Here is a 20,098-nt window from a genome sequence, read left to right as displayed (position 1 = left end):
TAAGACAGGGCGGATTCTATGCGCGCCATCTGCGAGCGCGCAAGTAAAAATTGTCATGCAGTGCATAGCAGTTTGAAGAGGGATGCCAAATGCACCGGACTGTGCCAGCTCAATGGCATTCTGGGAGGCTCACGAGCGCGCGCGGCGCGGCACGTGTGCAAACACAAACGCACGGGCAATGGTTCTGTTGTGGAGTGCATAACAAACGGAATGCAAATGAATTTCGTTAAATGGAAGTAACGGATTCGAAAGAAAAATCTTTGAAATAGTCGTTGACTCGGCTCACGCGTCGTCACTAGAATTCGCCTGTTTCCACGAAAGGGGCATTTGCCTTGGACAGTTGTAGTTGTCGACCTTCGAATCGTTTTTCTGCCTGACCGGCACGACGCCCGCCTGGATTCTTCCTTAGCCGCCGTCCTGCCAGCAGGCAGACGGTGCGCGCCGCAGTAGCTTCCGCAGTCTCTCCCGCGCATCTTTTCGATTGGCCGCCGTCGTTGGCGTGTGTGCTATCACGCACGTTCGTCAACGCGACCCGGCGCGTCGAGCCATTGGCTCGCGACGCCGCTCGTTCACGCCGTTTTCGCGCACTGGCGCGCGGGACCTGGCGTGTGGTTAAACACGTCCGTCAAGCTTGACTCGTACCCTGACCCTGACAACAGAGGAGTTCACAATGCCCGACCCTGAGCCTTGTCCCTGCACGACTTGCGCTGCGCTCCCACAAGGCGCGGCCCGCTTCGCCTGACATCAGTCCGCACACGTTCCTCCCACACGCCCGGGCATATCGCCCCCCGCGTGAAGCGAAACGAAGGCACGCCTGATCGATGGCGCCACGTTTCAGGCATCTGGAGGAATCACCATGCACTTCGCTCTCCTCGTTTCGCAACTCCCGCACGTCGAAGAAGCTCGCACGCACTACAACGGCATGCTCGGGCTCGACTCACATTCGCACGGCTCAACCGGCGTAGTCGCTGCCGTCTGGACGGCATTCAAAAAGCTCGTTCGCTGACACGGCCTGGCGTCGCCGACTTCTGCCCCTGCTCCCGCATCATCAGTCGGCGGGGCAGCGCCACGTCTCAATCATTAAGTTCAAAAAAGTACTACTAAGGAATAAATAACGATGTCCACCACTCCTGCAAACATCACGCAACGTCGGAGTGCCGTGCTCGACGACGCGCACGTGGGCGATATCAAAGGCGCCCTCGGCACGATCGCCCGCCACGACACCGCTCCGCGCAGCAACTGGATGGCGCGCCTGCGCACGCTGCTCGCCATCCTTGGCCCCGGCCTCATCGTCATGGTCGGCGATAACGACGCCGGCGCCTTCGGCACTTATACGCAGGCGGGGCAGAACTACGGCACGTCGCTGCTCTGGACGCTCGCGCTGCTGATTCCGGTTCTCTACGTGAACCAGGAAATGGTCCTGCGCCTGGGCGCCGTGACCGGCGTCGGCCACGCACGCCTCATCTTCGAACGCTTCGGCAAGTTCTGGGGCGCCTTCAGCGTCATCGATCTTTTCCTGCTCAATGCGCTCACGATCGTCACCGAGTTCATCGGCATTACGTTTGCGCTCGACTTTCTCGGCGTCTCGAAGGTTCTCGGTGTCTGCATCGCCGCGGTACTGACGATGGCGGCGGTCAGTACGGGCGACTTCCGGCGCTTCGAACGCTTCGCGATCGTGCTGTGCCTGTTGAGTCTGCTGCTGATCCCGGTGCTCGTTTCGATTCACCCGCCCGTGGGCGTTATCGCGCGCGACTTCTTCGTGCCGACCTGGCCGGCGAATTCGAAGCTCTCCGACGTGATGCTCCTCGTGATCGGCATCGTCGGCACGACCGTCGCGCCGTGGCAACTGTTCTTCCAGCAGAGCTACGTGATCGACAAGCGCATCACGCCGCGCTTCATGAAGTACGAAAAGGCGGACCTCTGGATCGGTATCGCGTTCGTGATCGTCGGCGCTGTGGCGATGATGGCCTTCACCGCCGCGCTCTTTGACGGCAAGCCCGAGTTCGGCAACTTCACCGACGCGGGTGGCGTGATTGCGGGTCTGCACAAGTACGTCGGCCAGACCTCGGCCACGATCTTCGCCGTGGCGCTGCTCGACGCGTCGATCATTGGCGCCGCCGCCGTTTCGCTCTCGACGGCCTATGCGATTGGCGATGTCTTCAAGGTCAAGCACTCGCTGCACCGCAGCGTGCTCGACGCGAAGGGTTTCTATCTTGTCTACTTCGGCATCATCGCGGTCGCGGCGGCCCTCGTGCTGATTCCCGGCAGCCCGCTCGGCCTCTTGACTGAGGCTGTGCAGACGCTGGCCGGCGTGCTGCTGCCGAGCGCAACGGTGTTCCTGTTGCTGCTCTGTAATGACAAGGCGGTGCTTGGCCCGTGGGTGAATTCGAAGAGGCTGAACGTGTTCACGGGTGCAGTGATTGCCGTGCTCGTCGTGTTGTCGATCATCCTGACGGCGGCCACCGTGTTTCCGGATATCAGCGGCGCGGCGATCGTCAAGATTCTCGTGGGCGGATGTGGAATTGCCGTGGCCGTGTACGCCGCGGTGGAACTCTCGCGCAAATCACGCGGCGCGAATGGCACCCAGGATGCCCTGCCGCTCAACAAGCCAGCGCTCAAGGAGTTGCGCAACACGTGGCGCATGGCGCCGCTCGAAGACCTGCCGGCGCCGCAGCACCTGACGCTGTCGACACGCGTGTGGATGGGCGTGCTGCGCACCTACCTCGTCGTCGCAGTGAGTCTCGTGATCGTGAAGGTCGTGCAGATGGCTATCCATTAACGTGCATCGGGCAGACGCAAGTCTGCCCCTTCTCTAGTGCGCACGGCCCCGTCTTTTTCGTGCAAGCGTATGCATATGGGCACGTGACGCGGCTTCTGCTCTCGACATGTCTTCATTTGCGGGGACTTCGATGCTCAGCCACCATGAGATCGGCACGCTGCTAACGCTTGCGAACGGGGAAATGCGGGTACGCACACTGGACCCGAACATGAGGGCATTGCAGAGTCGGAAGCTTGTCGAAACTCAGGAGCGAGCGCCTGACTGGATCACCGTGCGATTAACCGAGGCAGGACGGGCTCTGCTACGGCGCCTGCGGGTCGGGTCGTGATGGCTGACAGTCATTTGAAGCGATACATTTCGTACGCAGTTCGCAGCAGGTATCGCTCCGGGACCGCGACTCCTCGGCGCGGACAGCCCGAGGGGTCGCGTTAATGCTCCTGGCGGTCCGAATGGACATGGACAACGGCGTATCTAGCTTCGATTGGTCGACAGGCCCACGAATCTGCGCCCGTATGAAATGAGTGGAAGCGCGGACAGCGCGCCGAGGTACATGCTCCGCCGTGCAAGTCAAATGACGCCACGGCGGCGCAGAGCAACGTCATGTTCATTTGGCGAACGTGGCATAACAGGTCACTCAGTGGCATGAACTGAGAGCGAGCTCCGCCGCACCTTGGCAGGGCGTTTCGGGTTACCGTATCAGGCACCGACGATGAAAAAGCACATTCCACCGATATGCATGGTTTTTGCTCTGGTCTTGGTCATCGCATTCCAGTCCATAAATCAAAATCGTCCGGCATTCACAACGAACACGACACGGGCTGTTACTGGCATTTTCGCTGAAAACGCATTGCCGAATGTTGGAATGCACCACTGTTTGGTCTACGGGAAATACTGCCTTAGTAACGCATTACGCAGCCGATGACAGGAAACCCGGTACTGAACGACATGACGCATATAGACCCTGTTTGCGGGCCGACGCTCGTAGAGGAAAATATTAATCGCCACGAACTGTGTCGTTGCCCGTCGCTCATTCGCGTGCGTCAATGTAGTAGCACGCTGCTAACTTGAAAAAACCATGGGTAGCTCTGGAACCAATCCATGCGTTTTCTGCTTCTGCTTGCACTTCCGATGACTGCCGTCGCTGGCGCGTGGCTCGAAGGACATCCCTTGACCTTCTTCGCCGGCGCTGATATTTCACCCCTGTGCGGCAGTTCACATGACATGGGCGCAGCTCTTGCTGCGGTCCACAAATGGCTCGGCCACCGCCGGCGCGCTGGACTGCGTCCAGGGCAGCAGCTCCGTTACCGACAACCCAATCGGACGACATCATGGCCTCCAGAAAGGAACTCAAGCGTTACCGTGCGCATCTTGCCGACGAACGACATAGCGCGGCGATCTATGAAACGCTCGCGCACGTCGAAAAGGACGCTCACCGGAAGCAGGTCTTCGGCGAGCTCGCCGCAGCGGAGCGAACCCATGCAAAGGTATGGGCCGACAAGCTGAAAGCGAACGGACAGCCCGTCCCGGACGGACAAAGTGTGAAGACTTTCATGATGAAGAGTCTGGTTCGCGTCTTTGGTCCGAAATTTGTGCTGCCTACGCTTGCAGCCGCCGAATTTGCGGACCGGAATAAATATGCGGGCAACCCCGAGACCGCCACAATGTCCGCAGAGGAACGGCAGCACGCTAGCGTGGTGCAGGGCATGGTAAACGCGGACAAGCCGGAACCGACCAAGGGGGCCGAGATCGCCGAAGCGGAATCCTGGCATCGGGGCGTGTCATCCGGTAACGACCTCCGCGCCGCCGTGCTCGGTGCCAACGATGGACTGGTATCGAACTTCTGTCTGATCATGGGTGTCACTGGCGCCGGTACAGGCAACAAGGCGATTCTGCTCACAGCAATGGCGGGACTGATCGCAGGCGCCTGTTCCATGGCACTTGGAGAATGGCTGTCCGTCACCAATGCCCGCGAACTTGCGAAAACGCAGATCGCGCTGGAAGCCGACGAACTTGAACACACTCCCGATGCGGAGGAGCATGAACTGAGGCTCATCTACCGCGCCAAAGGCCTGGAGCGCGACGAAGCGAAGCGCGTGGCAGCACAGATCATGCGCGACAAGGACAAGGCACTGGACGCGCTCACGCGTGAGGAACTCGGGCTGGACCCGGCGGAACTCGGTGGCAATCCGTGGACTGCAGCGGGATTTTCCTTTCTGTTGTTTGCGGTCGGAGCCATCTTCCCGGCGATGCCATTCCTGTGGACGTCCGGCACCCCGGCGATCGTGCAGTGCGTAGGTCTGAGTATTTTTGCATTGGCGGCCATCGGGGTGTTCACGTCACTGTTCAATGGACGCAGTGCCAGTTTTTCCGCGGTTCGCCAGGTCATCATTGGGCTTGTCGCTGCTGCGTTCACGTACGGCATTGGGCGTCTGTTGGGCGTGTCCGTTTCATGACGAACATGTGGTCGTGAACGGCGTTATTTGCGATTAGTTTGTCGGCGTGGGATTCGCTCGATTGGTGTCGAGCCGCCGATGTCGTCGTCGGGCAGACGTTTGCAAGCATGCGACCAGTGGCGCTGTATTCAGATGAGCCGCAGCGAACTGACTGCGCGCGGTAGGCTGACGGGGCCAGGCAGTTGCAGGCTCCTGAAGGGATCTGTTTCACCTGGCCATGCGCCGCCGCGCTGCGGAGATGGCAATCCGTCGAGTCCAACCTTTCTTGACGCGTCCGTGCACAGCTGATCGTCCGAGTGCGGTCAACTGCGTGTGCGGAACCCATGGATTTAGTACGCTTGCCCGCGCCGGACCGCATCCTATACTTCGAGCGCTTCACGGACACGGCGTTCTTCGCGAATGGACAGTCCGCTTTTTCCCCAAGCCTCCGTGTTCCTTGACACCAAGATCTTCTGCCTTCGTGAAAAGTATCGTGCGACGCCTGGCAGTTGCGCATCGAAGGCAATGCAGGGGCAATGAAATGATTTGCGATCCATCACATCTTTGCGCGTCCTGCAGTCTTCTGCTGAGTCACCCCGATTTCGATGTGACACACCCTCTGCGCGATGTCGGCGAACCGGCATATCTCGGCAACATCCGCATCCAGTACTACCGCTGCCCGGGTTGCGGAGCTGAATGGTGCTGTTCATGTAGTCCTTTCGAAAGCAGGGACGTTCATTGGACACTTCGCTGATGTCGTAGGGCCCCAGGCTGGGAAATCGTGATTCGGGCGATTGCCGCCGTGGCGATTGGAACCGCTATTGTCGGTTTCCGATGCGCCCGCCCGGGCGGTGGCTACGCCGCGACTGCAACGGCAGATGGCCAGTGTCTTCGTGAGTTTTCCCGCAAGCCTGCGCGCCGCGCGCAGCGAAGCCTTTCCTCACGTCAACGTCGGCAGTACCGACGACAGCGTAGAGATCGTCGCCTTCGCGCCAGATCTGGACCCGGCAGCGATCGATGTCTCCATCGACCCGACAGACAGACTGATCCATTGGAAGAAACTCAATGCTTCCCGGGAACGGCGTTTGCTACGGGCATCTCGCAGCGGAGTCCGGCGCGAGTCTCAGACACGCGCGACGCGCAAGGCGGCTGCGATCGCCTGAACAACGCTCGTTTGTGGTGCCATGTTGGAGCAAGCCGCATCGTTGTAAGCAGCACCGCGCCGCCGTCGCCTTTTCTGGCCGTCGCGCGGGTATCGGTCTTGAAATAGCCATCAGAAAACGACCATGACGCCGTCACACACGAGCACGCTTCAGCAGCTGGCGGCGTATCTCGAACAAAAACGCGGCCTGATCACGCGCCGATGGCTTCGCGCGGTCCGGTCCGATCCGGCGAGCGGGCAGACCGGACGCTTATCGACGGTCCAACTGGTCGACCATCTTCCCTCGATATACGAGGAAATCTGCGCAGTGTTGCGGAGCGCGCCGGCGCAGAAGACACTCTGGCGGCTACACGCCAACGCCAGAAAACATGGCAGTGAGCGCTGGATGCTTGGCTACCAGCTCGACGAGCTGTTCGGGGAACTGACCGAATTCCAGCGCTGCGTACAGCGGGCAACAAGAGAGTTCTTCGCGGGAACCTCTGTGTCACGCAATGTCCAGGCGGATGCCCACCAGGTGATAGAAGATCTGTTCAGCGCAACCATACGCGCCGCAATCAGGCAACTGATCGACGAACAGGACAGCCGGATCTCGCATACCCTCGGCGAACGCGACCGGGCGCTGGCCGCCCAACACAAGAGCGAGGAACGGCTTCGGCTGGCCGCGTCTGCAGCCGGGTCGGGCATTTTCGAGTGGGATATTCCCGACGGCAGGGGTGTCTGGGAAAACACTCGCATGTACGAGATAACCGGACAACCGGAATCGCGGGGCCCGCTGTCATGGGAGGCGTTTGTGCGCGAGCTCGTTCATCCCGACGACGCGCAGGCCCTGGTCACACACCACGGGGAGACCAGGGATGGCGTTGGCGACTTCCAGTCGAGCTTCCGGATTTTCCGGATCGAGGATCGTGCACCGCGGGTGGTTGAAATGCATGGTCGGTTCAGGAAAGAGGCCGATGGTTCGATCCGCTCCTTTGTTGGCACGCTGACCGATATCACGCGCCGTAGGCTCGCCGAAGAATCGCTGCGGGAGGCAGACCGTCTCAAGGATGCGTTTCTCGCAACCCTGGCCCATGAGTTGCGCAATCCGCTCGCACCCATCCGCAATGCGGCGCAGATCCTCAAGCAGCTGAAAACTGATATACCCCCTGAGGTCGAATGGGCGCGCCTGACGGTAGAGCGGCAGTGTGCGCACCTCACGCGTCTGATCGACGACTTGCTGGACGTGTCCCGTATCAGCAGCGGGAAGGTCCGTCTGCGCCGCGAAGTTTTCGACATCAGGGAGTCTGTCCACAGCGCGGTCGAAATCAATTTGCCGGCTGCGAACGATCACCGGGACCGTATTGAGGTTAACTTGCCCGCCGAACCGCTACTGATGGATGGCGACCGGACAAGGCTGACTCAGGTCGTCTCCAACCTCCTGGACAACGCGATCAAATATTCGGGCGAGGACTCACGGATAACAGTAGATGCAGCCGTGCGGGAGGGCCGCGTTCAGATCATCGTCGCGGACGAGGGCGTTGGCATTCCGGCATCGCAACTCGTGCGCATGTTCGAGCCGTATGTGCAGCTCGCGCCGCCAGAAGGGCGGGCCCAGTCGGGGCTGGGTATCGGACTGTCTGTCGTCCAGAACCTGGTGGAGATGCACGGCGGCCACGTGACGGCCGCAAGCGACGGTGCCGGAAAGGGCGCCCGCTTCACAGTGTTGCTGCCCATCACACATGGGACCGGTGCCGGCATGGCCGACGCGGCGGAACGGCCGGAACAGCAGGCAAAACGGTTGCGTGTGCTCATTGTCGATGACAACCGGGATGCCGCGGAATCGCTGGCGATGGTCCTGCAGGAACATGAAGTCCGCTGCGCGTTCGACGGGGAAGATGCCCTTGCGATCGCCAGAGGCTTCCGTGCCGATGCCGTCATCCTTGATATCGGGTTGCCTGGAATCAGCGGCTACGAACTGGCACGGGAACTCCGGGCGCTGCCCGAAAGCGCGAACGCCGTGGTGGTTGCGCTCAGCGGGTTCGGCGCACCGGAAGACGTCGAGCGGTCCCGCGATGCGGGGTGCGCACGGCATTTTGTAAAACCGGTGGATCCGGAAACGTTGCTGGATTTCCTGCGGACGTTTGCGAATGCAAGATGCGGGACCGGCTGAGCAACAGCACCAGGATAACGGAAGTCAGTTCAAGTATCGCTCCGAGCTTGATGATAGGTGAAAGCCATTTTTTACCAGGTGAATGTCTGTGGCGGAGATTTCGGGCACGTGCGCGAATGCTTTCGTGCGTGGAAGCGAGAGCCGCTGATATATCGAACAGATCGCAGGATGTTCGAAGGTCGCGACGAGGTTCGGGCCCTGTCGGACAAGCCATTTCCAGACACCGACCGGGCTCGGCATGCGCTTGAAAGGTCCTGCGGGCCGGACGATGCATACGCGCTGGCAGCAGAGGTGCACGAGGACGGTCGTAACCTGCGGATCGTGATGGCCGCCTATGCCGAATGACGGCTGGACATGCGCGTGCCCGCGCGTATGGCATACGCTGTGCAGCGCGCTCGATAGTGAGCGTGGCCCCTGTCGATGTAATGCAACAGGCAAAGTGGGTTCCGATGAGTTCCAGTTCGTTTGAGCGGCTGCATCGGGACGACGCACTGGACTTGTGTGTTGACGCACCCGCGGCATGAATGTTGCGCGCCATATTGCGGGACTGCCATTGGAGTATCAAATGAGACACAGCGTGACAGGGATTGTGCTTGCAGCGCTGCTGGCGCTGCTATCGGCTGCTGGATGCAAACGTGCCGACAACACCAGTGCACAGAGCGACACTGGCATGAGCAGTTCGCCTGCTGCGGCGAGCAGCGCTGCCGGTGCCAGTCAATGAGCGATGGCGCACCGCTCCGGGGCGAACGTTCGCCGGTGAGTCCAGCGGCGCTAGCCGGTGCGCTTGGCAAGCGTGCTGCGGCGAGGGATTCACTGCATTGAAAGACTGCGGTGCCCGAGCATGCCAGATGCCTATGTTTAGCCTTTTGCGCGCTGTCTAACGTCCGCAGGCGCGGTTGGGCGAGAGTTACCGAATACCGCGGATGGCTGACCCGGTCAGTTGCAACGCCTGCAGAAAACGGTCGCCGTAAGGCGGCTGCGACTGTGACGGACCATACGGATGAAGCCGGGACGCTTGGCGTCGACGGTGATTTTGCCCAAGCAGATGACGCTCACGCCCAGGCGACAGAACTCGCGATCGCATGGATCGAACAGCGTCACGCTGTATCTGTCGCTATGCGCGCCACCGGTAAAACGGAATGCTCCCGGCGAAAATTGGACCCGCAGCGCGTATTGCGAGTGTTGCCGCGTGAGCGCTCCGTCGGAGAGGGAATTTCATGAAAGCAGGTAATGCGATCTTCATTTCGACTGTGCTGGCGGTAATGGTTTCAAGCGGTGTGGCGCTTGCTCAGCGTAGTCCGGATGCGGCAAGCGGCGGGACCGGAAACAGCAACGCCTCAGGTGTCCCAGGAGATGCTGTCGTGGGGCCTACGGCTGAGACAGATGCGCCGGGCAGGTCGAGCACATCGCACGAGGAAACACTGGGAAAGCGCCATATGCACGCGAAGCCGGCGTCCCCAGAAAGCAGGGCAATCAACCCCGGAAGTAACCCCCGACAGTAACGATGCCAGGGTCGCAAGCTGACAGCTTGGCCAAGCATTTCGCCAATCACGCGATTGGCCGCCAACTGCCTGCCGCCCGGGACGCCCGATTTCCCGGTTGCTCAGTGCAGGCGCACGTCCGAATCAAGGCCGGTCAGCAACGCCACCATGGCGTGGGCCGACGGGCCAAACTTCGTGAGACCCGGTATCAGATGGTCGCGCAGAAGGCCGACGAGATCAGGCCGACCGCGTGCGAGTTCCGTCAGCAGCTTGATGTGGCTTACGACCTTCTCATGTACAGCGTGGCGCAGCCGCCCGTAGTCCCCAAGGCGACCAGGCTGATCCGCCAGAAAGTCCGCCGCGCAGTGTGCGTAAACCCAGGCATCCTCGATTCCCAGGTTCATGCCCCGCGCGGCCACGGGCGAATGGATATGAGCCGCATCACCCGCTATCGCCACCCGGCCCACCGCCTCCATTGCCGCGAGCCGGTGACTGATGTGGAAGCTGGATGTCCATGCCGTCGGCCCGACGTGTGTCGTGCCGGGTGGTAGGTGGTCCAGGATGTCGGGCACGTTGCCAAATACGCGCCAGAGCTTGCCCTCGAGGCCGAGGAGGAATACAAGGCCGTCTTTCAGGAAGCAGACGTGCGCGCTGTCAAGGTCAAGAGACGTCTCGAGACCGGTGTCGGCCAGGGGCCACGCTTCAGGAAAGGCAGAGCCTTCGAAAGCGATCCCGAGTTGCTCGCGCACGCGGCTGTGCGCACCGTCGGCGCCAAGCAGCAGCGGCGACCGTATGACCTCGCGCCGTCCGCCGACATGGATGAGCGTCGCCTCGACGTAATCGGCCTCCTGGCGCAGCGCATCTAACTGCACGCCGCGTTCGGGGACGACGCCGCGCTCGCGCAAGGCTTGCGCGAGCAATGCCTCGCTGCGGGCCTGCGACAGGATCGTCATTCTGTAGCGCGGATGCGCGCCAGCGAACTCGAGTTCCGCAATCAGTTTCCAGTCGTCGTAAAAGCGCGTGCGGTGGATGGCACGCCCTTGCGCGACCATCGCCTGCGCGACGCCCGTGGACTCCAGCAGTTCGAGTGCGCGGGGATTCACGACCTGAGCGCGCGATTCGGTGGCAGCCTGCGGAGCGGCATCGACGATGCGGGTGCGCATGCCCTGGTCAGCAAGAAAAAGTGCGGCCGCGAGACCGACCGGTCCAGCACCGATGACAAGCGTCGTGTCATTCATGGTCCATCTCCGCACGCTCACGCCGCCGCGGGCGCGCGTGCAATAACGCAATAAAAGCAGGTCTTTGGCGGCCCTGACCTCTGGGGCGCCCTCTCAATGCCAGCCCATCCAGGACTCATGAGGAGAGTGTCCGGCGCTTACCGGTTTTGTCGGCGTGACGTTTTGGTCGCATCTATTGATCGCCTTGAACTTCAATGGAGGACGCTCTCTACTCAAGGTCGCTCTTAGGGAAAATGATTCGGCCGGCTAGCGGTGCCCCTTGTAATACGCATCAGCCTTGATTACTTCGACGCCGCGCCAGCCCCAATACACGCGATGCCGACTGATCCGACCGTTCTCAACGTCCATCGCTTCAACAAAGTCCATTTGCTCGCCGTTGGGCGTCGCGCGCGGGTATTCCCATATCAACCGGCGACCGTTCGTGAAATAGCCCTCGCGATGGAAGGAGCGGGCATCAGGCTTACGCGGCGCCGCGCTGTCAAGCAGTGAACGGATTCGCTCGCGCCCTTGAAGGACACCGTCGCTGCCGCCGAGCAGGTGAGGAACGAGTGGGCTTTCGAGTACCGCCTCCGGTGCATAGAGCGCGACCATCGCGTCGAGATCGTCGGTCGACCATGCGAGGTCCCATTGCTGGTAGATACGTTCGATCTCTGCGGCCACATCAGGAGGCAGAGCGGTTCGATTCAGATTGTCGGTCATGGTGAACTCCGGTTGAGCGGCGGCCAGTGCGGCGTTCGGCCGCCGACGTTCATTGATCGCGCCAGTGCCTCATTGCGGCGCTGCCGCGCGCGGAAGAGACTCCAGGGGTCTCGCGTTTCCCGCTGGCAATGGAAACAGGCGCGCATCATCTGATCCTGCCAGCCGCGACTCGCATTGCAAGGAAAGGTGCGGAGCGCGTATCTGATGCCGCCGGAGGCCCCGGAAACTTTTGATCCCGGGCATGTGTCGCGAAGCTCTCGCAAGTACGGCCAGTTTGGGTGCGCGTTGAGTGGTGGGTCAGTCGAGACGAACCTGGAAGATGTCGGCCCTTCGAGTCCTTCTTTGCCCGCATTGACCCGGCCCAACACCGAGATAGCAGATATGAGGCTATGCGATTTCATCGGGTGCAGCATGGACGTCCTGGTCGACGACTGGATCGGGCAGATCCGTCCTCCCGGATTGATCTTGCGGCCGGCGGCGGACCTGGAAGACACTAGGTCTGGTGGCGCTAGCCGCCCTTGCCGGACGATGACGCGCCGTACATGGGCGGCGATGCAGGCAGGTAACGAAGATGCTGCGCCACGGACACCGGAACTTAGGGCGAAAGCATACCGACGATGGTAAGTGCGTAGACGATGGCCGCGATCGTTGCCACTATGCGAATCGGTCGCGCAACCGCCGAGTGGCCAACGACGATGTTGAGATAGAACCAGATGCCGAGCAGTCCGAGCAGCAACAGACGGGGCTTCTTCGGAGTGTGCAATCAACGTGCCTTGTCGCGGTCGCTGCAATGGAGCCTTGAATCGAATTCAATGCGGGATCGAGATAGATCGATAACGGCAGGACGCCGTATTAAATGTGAAGCGAGCGCGTGAGCCGGCGCAACAGAAAGCAATCTCCATACACATGTTTTCGCTATCAGTGCAGGTACAGAAAACCCTTCAGGGCAGCGGTCACTCCGCCGCCCGCTCGCGTGCGCCGTCCGACACGCCGCCTCCACCAGGCTGCCGGGCTGTCAGGACTGCGGGCAACGACGGGTTCTCCGGTTGCGTGTAACGTGCCTGAATAGCAGCGCGAATGCGCAAACGGCTCTCGCAGGCATCCAGCGAGTCGTCCCGCTCTATCGCACGCGCTTCCGAGGCCAGATCGTCATCGCCAATCTGCTCTTCGAACCAACGCGAATAGTCGCCCTTCAGGCGATGGAATTGCCACGTGTCGACATCGATGCCTTCTGCCAGTTCGATGAAGAGCACCAGGTTATGTGCGCGCAGATTCAGCTTGCCCTGCTCGCCGCGAAAATAAAAACTGCGCTCGGGAATCAGCAAGCCTTCCGCGTATTTGCGGTGATGGCGTCGCTTTTCCTTGTTCCCCGGTTCGAGGCAAACCGCCTGCGGTGCGGCTGCGTCATTGACACGCCACAACAGCGCCTCGCCACGCTTAAGCAGCGCAGTGCCCGTACTTGCCCCCGGTGCCATCGAGGCCGGCAGCGGACGTGCGCTTACCGACGCGAAACTGTGCAGAGCCTCTTCGGCGTCATCGCCCATTGCCAGTACGACGCCGACTTGACGCAAGAATGCCGGCGCGAGCTGGTCGGGCGATACCGTTACGGCCAGCGCGGTTTCGAGCGTTTCGGGGATCGCCTGGCTCGCGCCTTCCCAAGCTGCCGGAAACAGATGATGTGCTTCGTCAAAAACGACCCAGTGCGGACGACCGGTGCGCGTGCGCAGGCGCTGAACGTGCAACAGCAGGTTCGCGCAGAAGACGGGGCGATCCGCCTGCGGCACGCGCAAAAGGTTGACGGCGACTACGGGTCGTGCTGGGCGGGTCAACAACTGCATCAGTTCTTCGACCGAAGGCGCGCTGTGCGTGTCGCCGAGCACGATAGTCATGTCGTCGTTGGCATAATCGCCCTCGGGATCGATCACGCACAACTGGCAGCCCGCGCCTGCGAGCCGCTCCAGCATGCCCGCCGTCACGGTAGATTTGCCGCAACCTGACGGGCCGACCAGCAGTGAGACGCTCCCTTGCAGCGGTAGCCACTCCCGGTTTTTCTCACGGTCTTGCTCGTGGCTCTTCTGATTGTCCTGCAAGGAACAGCGTGTCCCCAGCAGGACGCGACGGCGCGGCGATACGGCGGCGATGGCGCGCAGATCGTCGGCGAGCAGCATCCCGATCAACTCCGCGACGCCCGATCCGGCCACCTCATGCATCACGGCGTCGGCATGCTTCTTCAATGCGGGCAGCGCGTTTGCGACTGCGATGCTCAGGCCGCATGCGCTGAGCAGGGCGTGATCGTTTTCCGCGTCACCGACACCAACCACGTTCAGCGGCGCCAATTCGAGTTCGTCGAGCGCCGCGTTTAGACCGCTTGCCTTCGAAACACCCGGCGCCAGGATCATCACCGCATCGCCGTTGAAAACGATCTGCAAGCCCAGACCGAGGTCGCGGATCACGTCGAGCGCGACGTGCTCGTGCGGCTTCACCGTCGCGACCAGCGTCTCGCCGATGCTGAACGCGCCGGGCGCGCGCCGCCGCAATTCGGCGACGAAGGCTTCCGGCGGGGCGGGCGAGAGCAGACGATGAGAGCCAGTGGCAGGGCAATACAGGACGCCTCCGTTCTCGGCCACGACGCGCGAGAAAAGGTCGAGGCGCGGGCAGATCGCGAGAAGATCGTCGAGCTCGCGGCCGCTCGCGAGAACGGCGTGACGGCCCGATGCACGAAGACGTTCGACGGCGTCCCACGTCGAATCGGCGACGCGGCCGTCACTCGCCAGCGTATTGTCGTAGTCGGTGGCAAGCGCAAAGAATTGCATCGGGCCCTCCTGCGGGTCTTGGCGGAGCGCCTGACGATTACCCGTTACCGACGCCCTTTGATACGTCGGCGGCCCTCTGAAATTCCTGCGCGGGCAAATCATCGAGGCGTTACATCAGGTCGTCGCACCGTTTGCTCTAGCGGTTTCAATAGGCACTCTTCAGCGCTCTCTGCATATCGAATTCACGAATACGCATCGCGCGTACCTAAACAGCCTCGAGGCACGCTTCGCCCCGTCTTCTACTTCACCCAGTTCGCCGCGATAGCGCAAGCGGCCGAGCGGAAGCTTCCCGATCTCTTGGGTAGCGCAGGGCCCATCGAATGGGCGCGGTTTCGGAGCCGGGCAACGCTTAGTCGACCGCCAGAAACCGCGCATGGCCGGAAAGGCTGTGTTTCGTACAGCCGGGGCCTTGCACATGCGGAACGTGGTTTGCTGATCGAGCGACGTGTCGGCTGAGGGAATCAACCCGGCAAGCAACTGAATCGGACAGTCTGACCGCCCGCATCAGAGACACTGGAAAGGAGGGGGTATGAGAATTCAATGTATAGAAATGGCAGAGCTGTCGATAACGCCGACGGTCGAATTCGATTCCGAAGGGCGGTTCCTGTGGGTTGTCCGAGTCGCTCGGCGCGCGGACGGGTGTGACCGGTTCATCGAGCGCAAGGGAACGTGTGGCGCTGTCTCGCGTGACGACGCCCTTGATATTGCAGCACGTGCCGCGCAGGCTTTAGCCGTCGAGCTAGCGGCGCGATCGGCACATGGCGGCCAAGGTGGTTGACCGCCTGCACTTGAGGGGTGGATTCGCAGAAATCCCTTTTAACATTGTGGGTGGGTTACCGCACAAGGAGCAGCATCATGACATCATCAGGCAAGTCGAACGCAAAGAACCCGGAAATTCGCAAATTCATTGACGTGCAAAAGGCGCTCAAAGGTGCCGACTATCCGGCGAGTAAGGATGCCCTGTTGAAAATAGCGAAACAGAACGACGCTGATGAAGCGGTCATGCAGGCGCTCGCCGCGCTTGGGAATGAGTCGTTCGAGAGCCCGGCGGCAGTGTCGAAGGCGCTAGGCAATGAGGCATAGACGCCACCCACGTCGCATCACTCCTGTCAGTCCGCTACGGTAACTGCTGACCGCACGGGAGGCCTGGCAAGGCCGCCCCTCGCGAAGCCTGACAGGACACAAACGAGTTCTATATGGGAGTGAACTTTAGGACTGCTTTCGGTTGACGTGGAAAATCCTGCGAAAGACATAGGAACGCTTATGAATTTGAGTTTCGTTCAGGAACGCCCGTTGCGTGAAGCGCATCACCCAAACCACGGAGGTGATCATGAGCCAGAGAAAGACGGTCGACGACCTGTTCGTCCATATGCTGTCGGACATCTACAGCGCAGAAAAGCAGCTGACCCGCGCCCTCGGAAAGCTCGCGCGTACGGTCAGCGATCCTGAGCTTTCAGGAGCATTCAAGACGCATCTGGAAGAAACGCACGGGCAGATCGAGCGCATCGACAAGGCGGTTGAATCCACCGGATTGCGACTGAAGCGCATGAAATGCGTCGCGATGGAAGGCCTGATTGAGGAAGCCGACGAACTGATCGAGGAAATCGAAAAGGGCCCGGTCCTCGATGCCGGCCTCATCGCGGCGGCACAGAAGGTGGAGCACTATGAGATAGCGGCATACGGCAGCCTCTGTGCGCTGGGCAAGCTTCTCGGTCACGACGAGGCGGTGAAGCTGCTCAAGGAAACGCTTGAGGAAGAAAAGGCTACCGATCTGAAGCTCTCGAAGTTTGCCGAGTCGGCGGGCAACGCGAAGGCGGCGGGTAAGGGGTGAGCGACCCGGCAGCGGCGCCTGCTTCGTGCGGCAACGACTGATTAGCAATGCGTAATTTTTTCGGTCATACCGGGAGATCCTGATGTTCATGCACAACGGGAAACTGCAGTACACCGTCCGCGTCGACGTGACCAATCCTGGTCTCGCCAACCTGCTGCTCGAGCAGTTCGGCGGGCCGCAGGGGGAACTGGCCGCTGCGATGCGCTATTTCACCCAGGCGGTTGCCGAGGAAGATCCCGGCCGCAAGGACATGCTCTTCGATATTGCCACGGAGGAACTCAGCCATCTGGAAATCATCGGGTCGATCGTCGCCATGCTCAACAAGGGTGCGAAGGGCGAGCTTGCCGAAGCCGTAGATGAGCAGGCTGAGCTTTACCGCAAGCTCAACGGCGCTGGCAACGACAGCCATGTCACGCAGGTCCTGTTCGGTGGCGGGCCGCCGCTGGTCAACTCCGCAGGCGTGCCCTGGAACGCAGGTTACATCGACACCATCGGTGAACCGACGGCAGACCTGCGCTCGAATATCGCCGCGGAAGCACGGGCAAAGATCGTGTATGAACGGCTGATCAATGTCACGGACGATCCTGGTATCCGTGACGCCCTGGGCTTCCTGATGACGCGCGAGGTCTCGCACCAGAAGTCATTCGAGAAGGCCCTGTATGCGATACAGGGCAACTTCCCGCCGGGAAAGCGTCCGCCCGTCGCCGAATTCGCCAACGTCTACTACAAGATGTCGCACGGAGGCGAAACGATCGCCGCGCCATGGAACAGCGGCAACGGCCTGGAGATGCGCCAGGGTGAACCGGCGGTTGATGGCGGCGACGGCAACGCGTGGGTCAACCTGGACGAGAGCCAGCAGGCCGCGCTGAAAGCCATGCGCGAGCGACTGAGTTCGGAGACCGCCGTGGACCCGCAGACGGGAGCCGAGCTTGGCGAGGCAGCCATCCGGCCCGATAGCCCTCAGGTGCCGCCTCAAGGAGATCTGAAATGACCACGCCCCAGGAACACATTGTCGACTGGCTGCGGGATGCGTACGCCATGGAAAAACACCTGCCGCAGGAGGTCGCGATGGCCAGATGGCTGCTCGACCATCTGCCTGACACGGTTACGAAATTCGTTACTCGTTCCGCGGCCGACCGCGCTGATGCGAAGCGTTGACGGCGAAGCAAACGGAGTTGGCGCAGCGAGCGTGGCCGCAGGAGGGGAGGGGATTGCAGCGGCGTGTCGCGGGACTCACCCATGAGTAAACCACTCCCAGGCGGAGCTCGAGTGGGCGGCTACCTGGACGTCGCGCCGTCGCAGATTCTCCGGGCCGCCATGGAGCGCGGCTTGCACGTCAGGATCAGCGGAGCCCCGAACGCCGGTGGCTTGCGACAGGCGACGCCGTGTGTCCGTCCGAAAGGCTCCTGTAGCGTACAAGATGGATGCCGACCATTGGCTTGCTCGGTACGCAGCCGACGGCTAGGATTGAAGTGCAGCACAGTTTCAACCTTCTCCACGTCCCCCGACCAGGCCGGCGGGGATCTTTTTTTCAACGCGCAGCCGCGCGGTAATGGAGCGCGGAACATAAAGCGTGCGCGTCGCAGGTCATAAGGTTACCCATTCTCACGGCTGGCAGTCGCGTTACCATGTGTGGAAGCCAAATGAGCACGCGCCTGTCCACAACCCACACTATCCGTACACCAATCGACCGCGCGGGCGGTACATCACTTGCTGATCGATAATTGTCTGAAACCATAGCCGTCGGCCGGCGCGAAGCATGCATGTCATCGAAATACGGCCGGACGCTGCGATGCCACCGCATACCATGGGGGCTGGGAAACCTTCCCGCCGTGCTATGCCGGGAAGAGAAGCCCGAAGCGGTAGTGCGCAGCGTGCCAGCACTGGATGACAGCCGTGGCTTGAACGCCAATGCCGTATATATCGTGAAAACCGATCTTCGAAACCTGCCGCTCTCCTGTATGCGGCCAACGCAGATCACGGTGGGCATCCGGAATGTTCGCGTCAAGGAAGTCATCTCCGAACGCAACCGGGCGCGGTTGGCGCAGTTCCAGTTGCGGCATCCCGTGCAGGTCGTGCTGGGACCGGACGATGCCTGCTACATCGTTGACCATCACCACTGGGCGATGGCGTGGCACTTCATGGGGGTGACGTCAGCGCCGGCACTTGTTGTGGCGGACCACCATCTATTGGAGGCGGAGGACTTTTGGGCGCTGATGCGCGAGCATCGGCGCGTTCATCCGTTCGGTCCATCAGGTGTGCGCGAGCCTCTGGGCGCGCTGCCGCAATCGTTGGGGGAAATGCTGGACGATCCATACCAGAGCCTAGCTGCGCTTGCGCGACGCGCCGGCGCCTATGCGAAAACAGCCAGCGCTGAGACGTCTTTTGTCTGGGCGGACTTTCTGAGGGAGCGGATTGTCCTCGATGACAACAGTGATGCCGCATTCTCGCTCGCACTCGCGTCTGCGATCAGGCTGGCGCGCAGCCGTGCCGCTCGCCGGTTGCCTGGCTTTCTCGGCTGAATTTGCGCGAGTCAGCGGGTATGGCGGCGGCGGATAGCATCAATGCTGGATGGGCTGGATGTGGTTTCATGAAATCTGTGTCCTCCAATTGGTTAGGATAACTTTGTTTGGAATGATGGTTGCGCCCCGTGGCTGTCCACTCAAACGGAGATCAACCACGAGCGAGAGAATGAGCGCAACTACTTTCGCTTGTCTGACTTGATATGTCGCCAGCTCGCCGCGCGGAAGAACCGCAAGACAGTTTTCCCGGATACGACGTCGTCTGCGGCCAACGCGTGGATATGTTCGGCCGGTACTGTGGCTATCTGAAAATTAGACGTAAAAGCGATGGAAAGGTCATTTATCCGTTCGATGGATGCCCAACGCCCGGAGTGTTCCTGACGCCAGCTGAGGCTCGCGGTGCGGCACGGGATTTGGCTGATGTTCTCGTCAAGGGCGACCTGAACATGCCCGAGTAATGAGGGCAGGCGACGACGCTGTTTGGCACCGGCAGCCTCTGCTGCGCGCTTGCATCTTTCGCGTCGAGAATGCGCGCGGCAACGGTTTGCGCTCCTCCTGTTGGTCCCGGTCGTGAGACCAGGGCGCTGGACTCTTGCGGCATGTGCTTTGCGGTCGATGCGCAGAGCTACGTTTTGGGAGAGGACCATGTCTGAACAGCACCGCCCCGGCGAGATCGTAAAAACGTCCGGTATCTACAGGGTCATTCACGAAGGTGACGGAGGACACGCCTTTGAAGTCACCTGCGTGGAAGGCGAGCACTTCCCGCCGACGCGTAGCGGCAAGGGAGCGCACTTTGAATTGCTCTACGCCGCAACGCATTCGCACAAACACAATGAACTTGGGTCCGGAGACTGAGCGGTGAGCGCGGACAGCGGGCGCAAGCGCACTTCTGGGCTTTCTCTTTCTTTCGCACGTCCGGCAGACGCCCGTTCGCGCGACGTCGACGTCCTTTCAGTTCGTTGTCGAACGCGGATATCAAGGCGCCGAATCCA

16 protein-coding genes and 1 pseudogene are annotated in these 20,098 nt (G+C 61.1%); 13 read left to right on the top strand and 4 right to left on the bottom strand.

Annotated elements, in window-relative coordinates; all coding sequences use genetic code 11:
• Window positions 1-856 precede the first annotated feature (856 nt).
• From AB3X98_RS02290 to AB3X98_RS02265, 6 genes and pseudogenes are all read left to right on the top strand, one after another.
• Entirely contained in the window at window positions 857-1,006 is a 150-nt protein-coding gene (locus AB3X98_RS02290; RefSeq protein WP_176732903.1) for a hypothetical protein, read from the top strand.
• A 111-nt stretch (window positions 1,007-1,117) separates the two neighbouring features.
• On the top strand, window positions 1,118-2,779 hold the full coding sequence (locus AB3X98_RS02285; protein WP_368610205.1) for an Nramp family divalent metal transporter: 1,662 nt from the start codon (window positions 1,118-1,120) through the stop codon (window positions 2,777-2,779).
• 1,328 nt (window positions 2,780-4,107) lie between these two features.
• Window positions 4,108-5,232, top strand: coding sequence for a VIT1/CCC1 transporter family protein (locus tag AB3X98_RS02280; RefSeq protein ID WP_368604738.1), 1,125 nt, complete (start codon window positions 4,108-4,110; stop codon window positions 5,230-5,232).
• An 857-nt stretch (window positions 5,233-6,089) separates the two neighbouring features.
• A pseudogene (locus AB3X98_RS02275) lies at window positions 6,090-6,242 on the top strand (Hsp20/alpha crystallin family protein); the annotation flags it as partial.
• 255 nt (window positions 6,243-6,497) lie between these two features.
• Window positions 6,498-8,522 (top strand): ATP-binding protein, encoded by a 2,025-nt coding sequence (locus AB3X98_RS02270; RefSeq protein ID WP_368604737.1) that lies wholly within the window; start codon window positions 6,498-6,500, stop codon window positions 8,520-8,522.
• A gap of 57 nt (window positions 8,523-8,579) precedes the next feature.
• Window positions 8,580-8,867: a hypothetical protein gene (locus AB3X98_RS02265; protein WP_368604736.1), complete on the top strand. Its 288-nt coding sequence runs from the start codon at window positions 8,580-8,582 to the stop codon at window positions 8,865-8,867.
• 1,258 nt (window positions 8,868-10,125) lie between these two features.
• Here the strand turns inward: AB3X98_RS02265 and AB3X98_RS02260 are convergent.
• From AB3X98_RS02260 to AB3X98_RS02245, 4 genes are all read right to left on the bottom strand, one after another.
• Window positions 10,126-11,241: an FAD-dependent oxidoreductase gene (locus AB3X98_RS02260; protein ID WP_368604735.1), complete on the bottom strand. Its 1,116-nt coding sequence runs from the start codon at window positions 11,239-11,241 to the stop codon at window positions 10,126-10,128.
• Between the two features lie 246 nt (window positions 11,242-11,487).
• The gene (locus AB3X98_RS02255; RefSeq protein ID WP_342948338.1) at window positions 11,488-11,940 is read right to left on the bottom strand and encodes a nuclear transport factor 2 family protein; all 453 of its coding nucleotides are present in this window, start codon (window positions 11,938-11,940) and stop codon (window positions 11,488-11,490) included.
• 595 nt (window positions 11,941-12,535) lie between these two features.
• Entirely contained in the window at window positions 12,536-12,703 is a 168-nt protein-coding gene (locus AB3X98_RS02250; protein ID WP_342948337.1) for a hypothetical protein, read from the bottom strand.
• Window positions 12,704-12,893: 190 nt separating this feature from the next.
• The gene (locus AB3X98_RS02245; protein ID WP_368604734.1) at window positions 12,894-14,753 is read right to left on the bottom strand and encodes an HAD hydrolase family protein; all 1,860 of its coding nucleotides are present in this window, start codon (window positions 14,751-14,753) and stop codon (window positions 12,894-12,896) included.
• Between the two features lie 855 nt (window positions 14,754-15,608).
• Between AB3X98_RS02245 and AB3X98_RS02240 the strand changes: the two genes are divergently transcribed.
• The 7 genes from AB3X98_RS02240 (at window position 15,609) to AB3X98_RS02210 (ending at window position 19,961) form a co-directional block, all read left to right on the top strand.
• Complete coding sequence (locus AB3X98_RS02240; RefSeq protein WP_368604733.1) at window positions 15,609-15,836, top strand: DUF2795 domain-containing protein; 228 nt, start codon at window positions 15,609-15,611, stop codon at window positions 15,834-15,836.
• A 247-nt stretch (window positions 15,837-16,083) separates the two neighbouring features.
• Window positions 16,084-16,584, top strand: coding sequence for a ferritin-like domain-containing protein (locus AB3X98_RS02235; RefSeq protein WP_368604743.1), 501 nt, complete (start codon window positions 16,084-16,086; stop codon window positions 16,582-16,584).
• An 82-nt stretch (window positions 16,585-16,666) separates the two neighbouring features.
• The gene (locus AB3X98_RS02230) at window positions 16,667-17,575 is read left to right on the top strand and encodes a manganese catalase family protein (RefSeq protein ID WP_368604732.1); all 909 of its coding nucleotides are present in this window, start codon (window positions 16,667-16,669) and stop codon (window positions 17,573-17,575) included.
• Window positions 17,572-17,742 carry a hypothetical protein gene (locus AB3X98_RS02225; RefSeq protein ID WP_368604731.1) on the top strand — a complete coding sequence of 57 codons (171 nt, stop codon included), beginning with the start codon at window positions 17,572-17,574 and terminating at the stop codon, window positions 17,740-17,742. Before AB3X98_RS02230 ends, AB3X98_RS02225 begins: the two co-directional genes overlap by 4 nt.
• A 605-nt stretch (window positions 17,743-18,347) precedes the next feature.
• Window positions 18,348-19,106: a ParB-like protein gene (locus AB3X98_RS02220; RefSeq protein WP_368604730.1), complete on the top strand. Its 759-nt coding sequence runs from the start codon at window positions 18,348-18,350 to the stop codon at window positions 19,104-19,106.
• Window positions 19,107-19,309: 203 nt separating this feature from the next.
• Window positions 19,310-19,564: a DUF6723 family protein gene (locus tag AB3X98_RS02215; RefSeq protein ID WP_368604729.1), complete on the top strand. Its 255-nt coding sequence runs from the start codon at window positions 19,310-19,312 to the stop codon at window positions 19,562-19,564.
• Between the two features lie 187 nt (window positions 19,565-19,751).
• The gene (locus AB3X98_RS02210) at window positions 19,752-19,961 is read left to right on the top strand and encodes a hypothetical protein (RefSeq protein WP_368604728.1); all 210 of its coding nucleotides are present in this window, start codon (window positions 19,752-19,754) and stop codon (window positions 19,959-19,961) included.
• Window positions 19,962-20,098 lie beyond the last annotated feature (137 nt).

Origin of the sequence: Paraburkholderia sp. BR14312 (genome assembly GCF_040948675.1) — a bacterium.
GTDB classification, from domain to species: domain Bacteria; phylum Pseudomonadota; class Gammaproteobacteria; order Burkholderiales; family Burkholderiaceae; genus Paraburkholderia; species Paraburkholderia nodosa_A.
Note: the sequence above shows the minus strand (reverse complement) of the source record. Positions and strands in the feature narration are given on the sequence as shown.

Bases quoted from the DNA above. Each gene is read 5' to 3' on its own strand.
- AB3X98_RS02230 (WP_368604732.1), top strand. From the start codon at position 16,667: ATGTTCATGCACAACGGGAAACTGCAGTACACCGTCCGCGTCGACGTG.
- AB3X98_RS02255 (WP_342948338.1), bottom strand. From the start codon at position 11,940: ATGACCGACAATCTGAATCGAACCGCTCTGCCTCCTGATGTGGCCGCA.
- AB3X98_RS02260 (WP_368604735.1), bottom strand. From the start codon at position 11,241: ATGAATGACACGACGCTTGTCATCGGTGCTGGACCGGTCGGTCTCGCG.
- AB3X98_RS02290 (WP_176732903.1), top strand. From the start codon at position 857: ATGCACTTCGCTCTCCTCGTTTCGCAACTCCCGCACGTCGAAGAAGCT.
- AB3X98_RS02215 (WP_368604729.1), top strand. From the start codon at position 19,310: ATGTCGCCAGCTCGCCGCGCGGAAGAACCGCAAGACAGTTTTCCCGGA.
- AB3X98_RS02210 (WP_368604728.1), top strand. From the start codon at position 19,752: ATGTCTGAACAGCACCGCCCCGGCGAGATCGTAAAAACGTCCGGTATC.
- AB3X98_RS02285 (WP_368610205.1), top strand. From the start codon at position 1,118: ATGTCCACCACTCCTGCAAACATCACGCAACGTCGGAGTGCCGTGCTC.
- AB3X98_RS02270 (WP_368604737.1), top strand. From the start codon at position 6,498: ATGACGCCGTCACACACGAGCACGCTTCAGCAGCTGGCGGCGTATCTC.
- AB3X98_RS02240 (WP_368604733.1), top strand. From the start codon at position 15,609: ATGACATCATCAGGCAAGTCGAACGCAAAGAACCCGGAAATTCGCAAA.
- AB3X98_RS02225 (WP_368604731.1), top strand. From the start codon at position 17,572: ATGACCACGCCCCAGGAACACATTGTCGACTGGCTGCGGGATGCGTAC.
- AB3X98_RS02235 (WP_368604743.1), top strand. From the start codon at position 16,084: ATGAGCCAGAGAAAGACGGTCGACGACCTGTTCGTCCATATGCTGTCG.
- AB3X98_RS02280 (WP_368604738.1), top strand. From the start codon at position 4,108: ATGGCCTCCAGAAAGGAACTCAAGCGTTACCGTGCGCATCTTGCCGAC.
- AB3X98_RS02245 (WP_368604734.1), bottom strand. From the start codon at position 14,753: ATGCAATTCTTTGCGCTTGCCACCGACTACGACAATACGCTGGCGAGT.
- AB3X98_RS02220 (WP_368604730.1), top strand. From the start codon at position 18,348: ATGTCATCGAAATACGGCCGGACGCTGCGATGCCACCGCATACCATGG.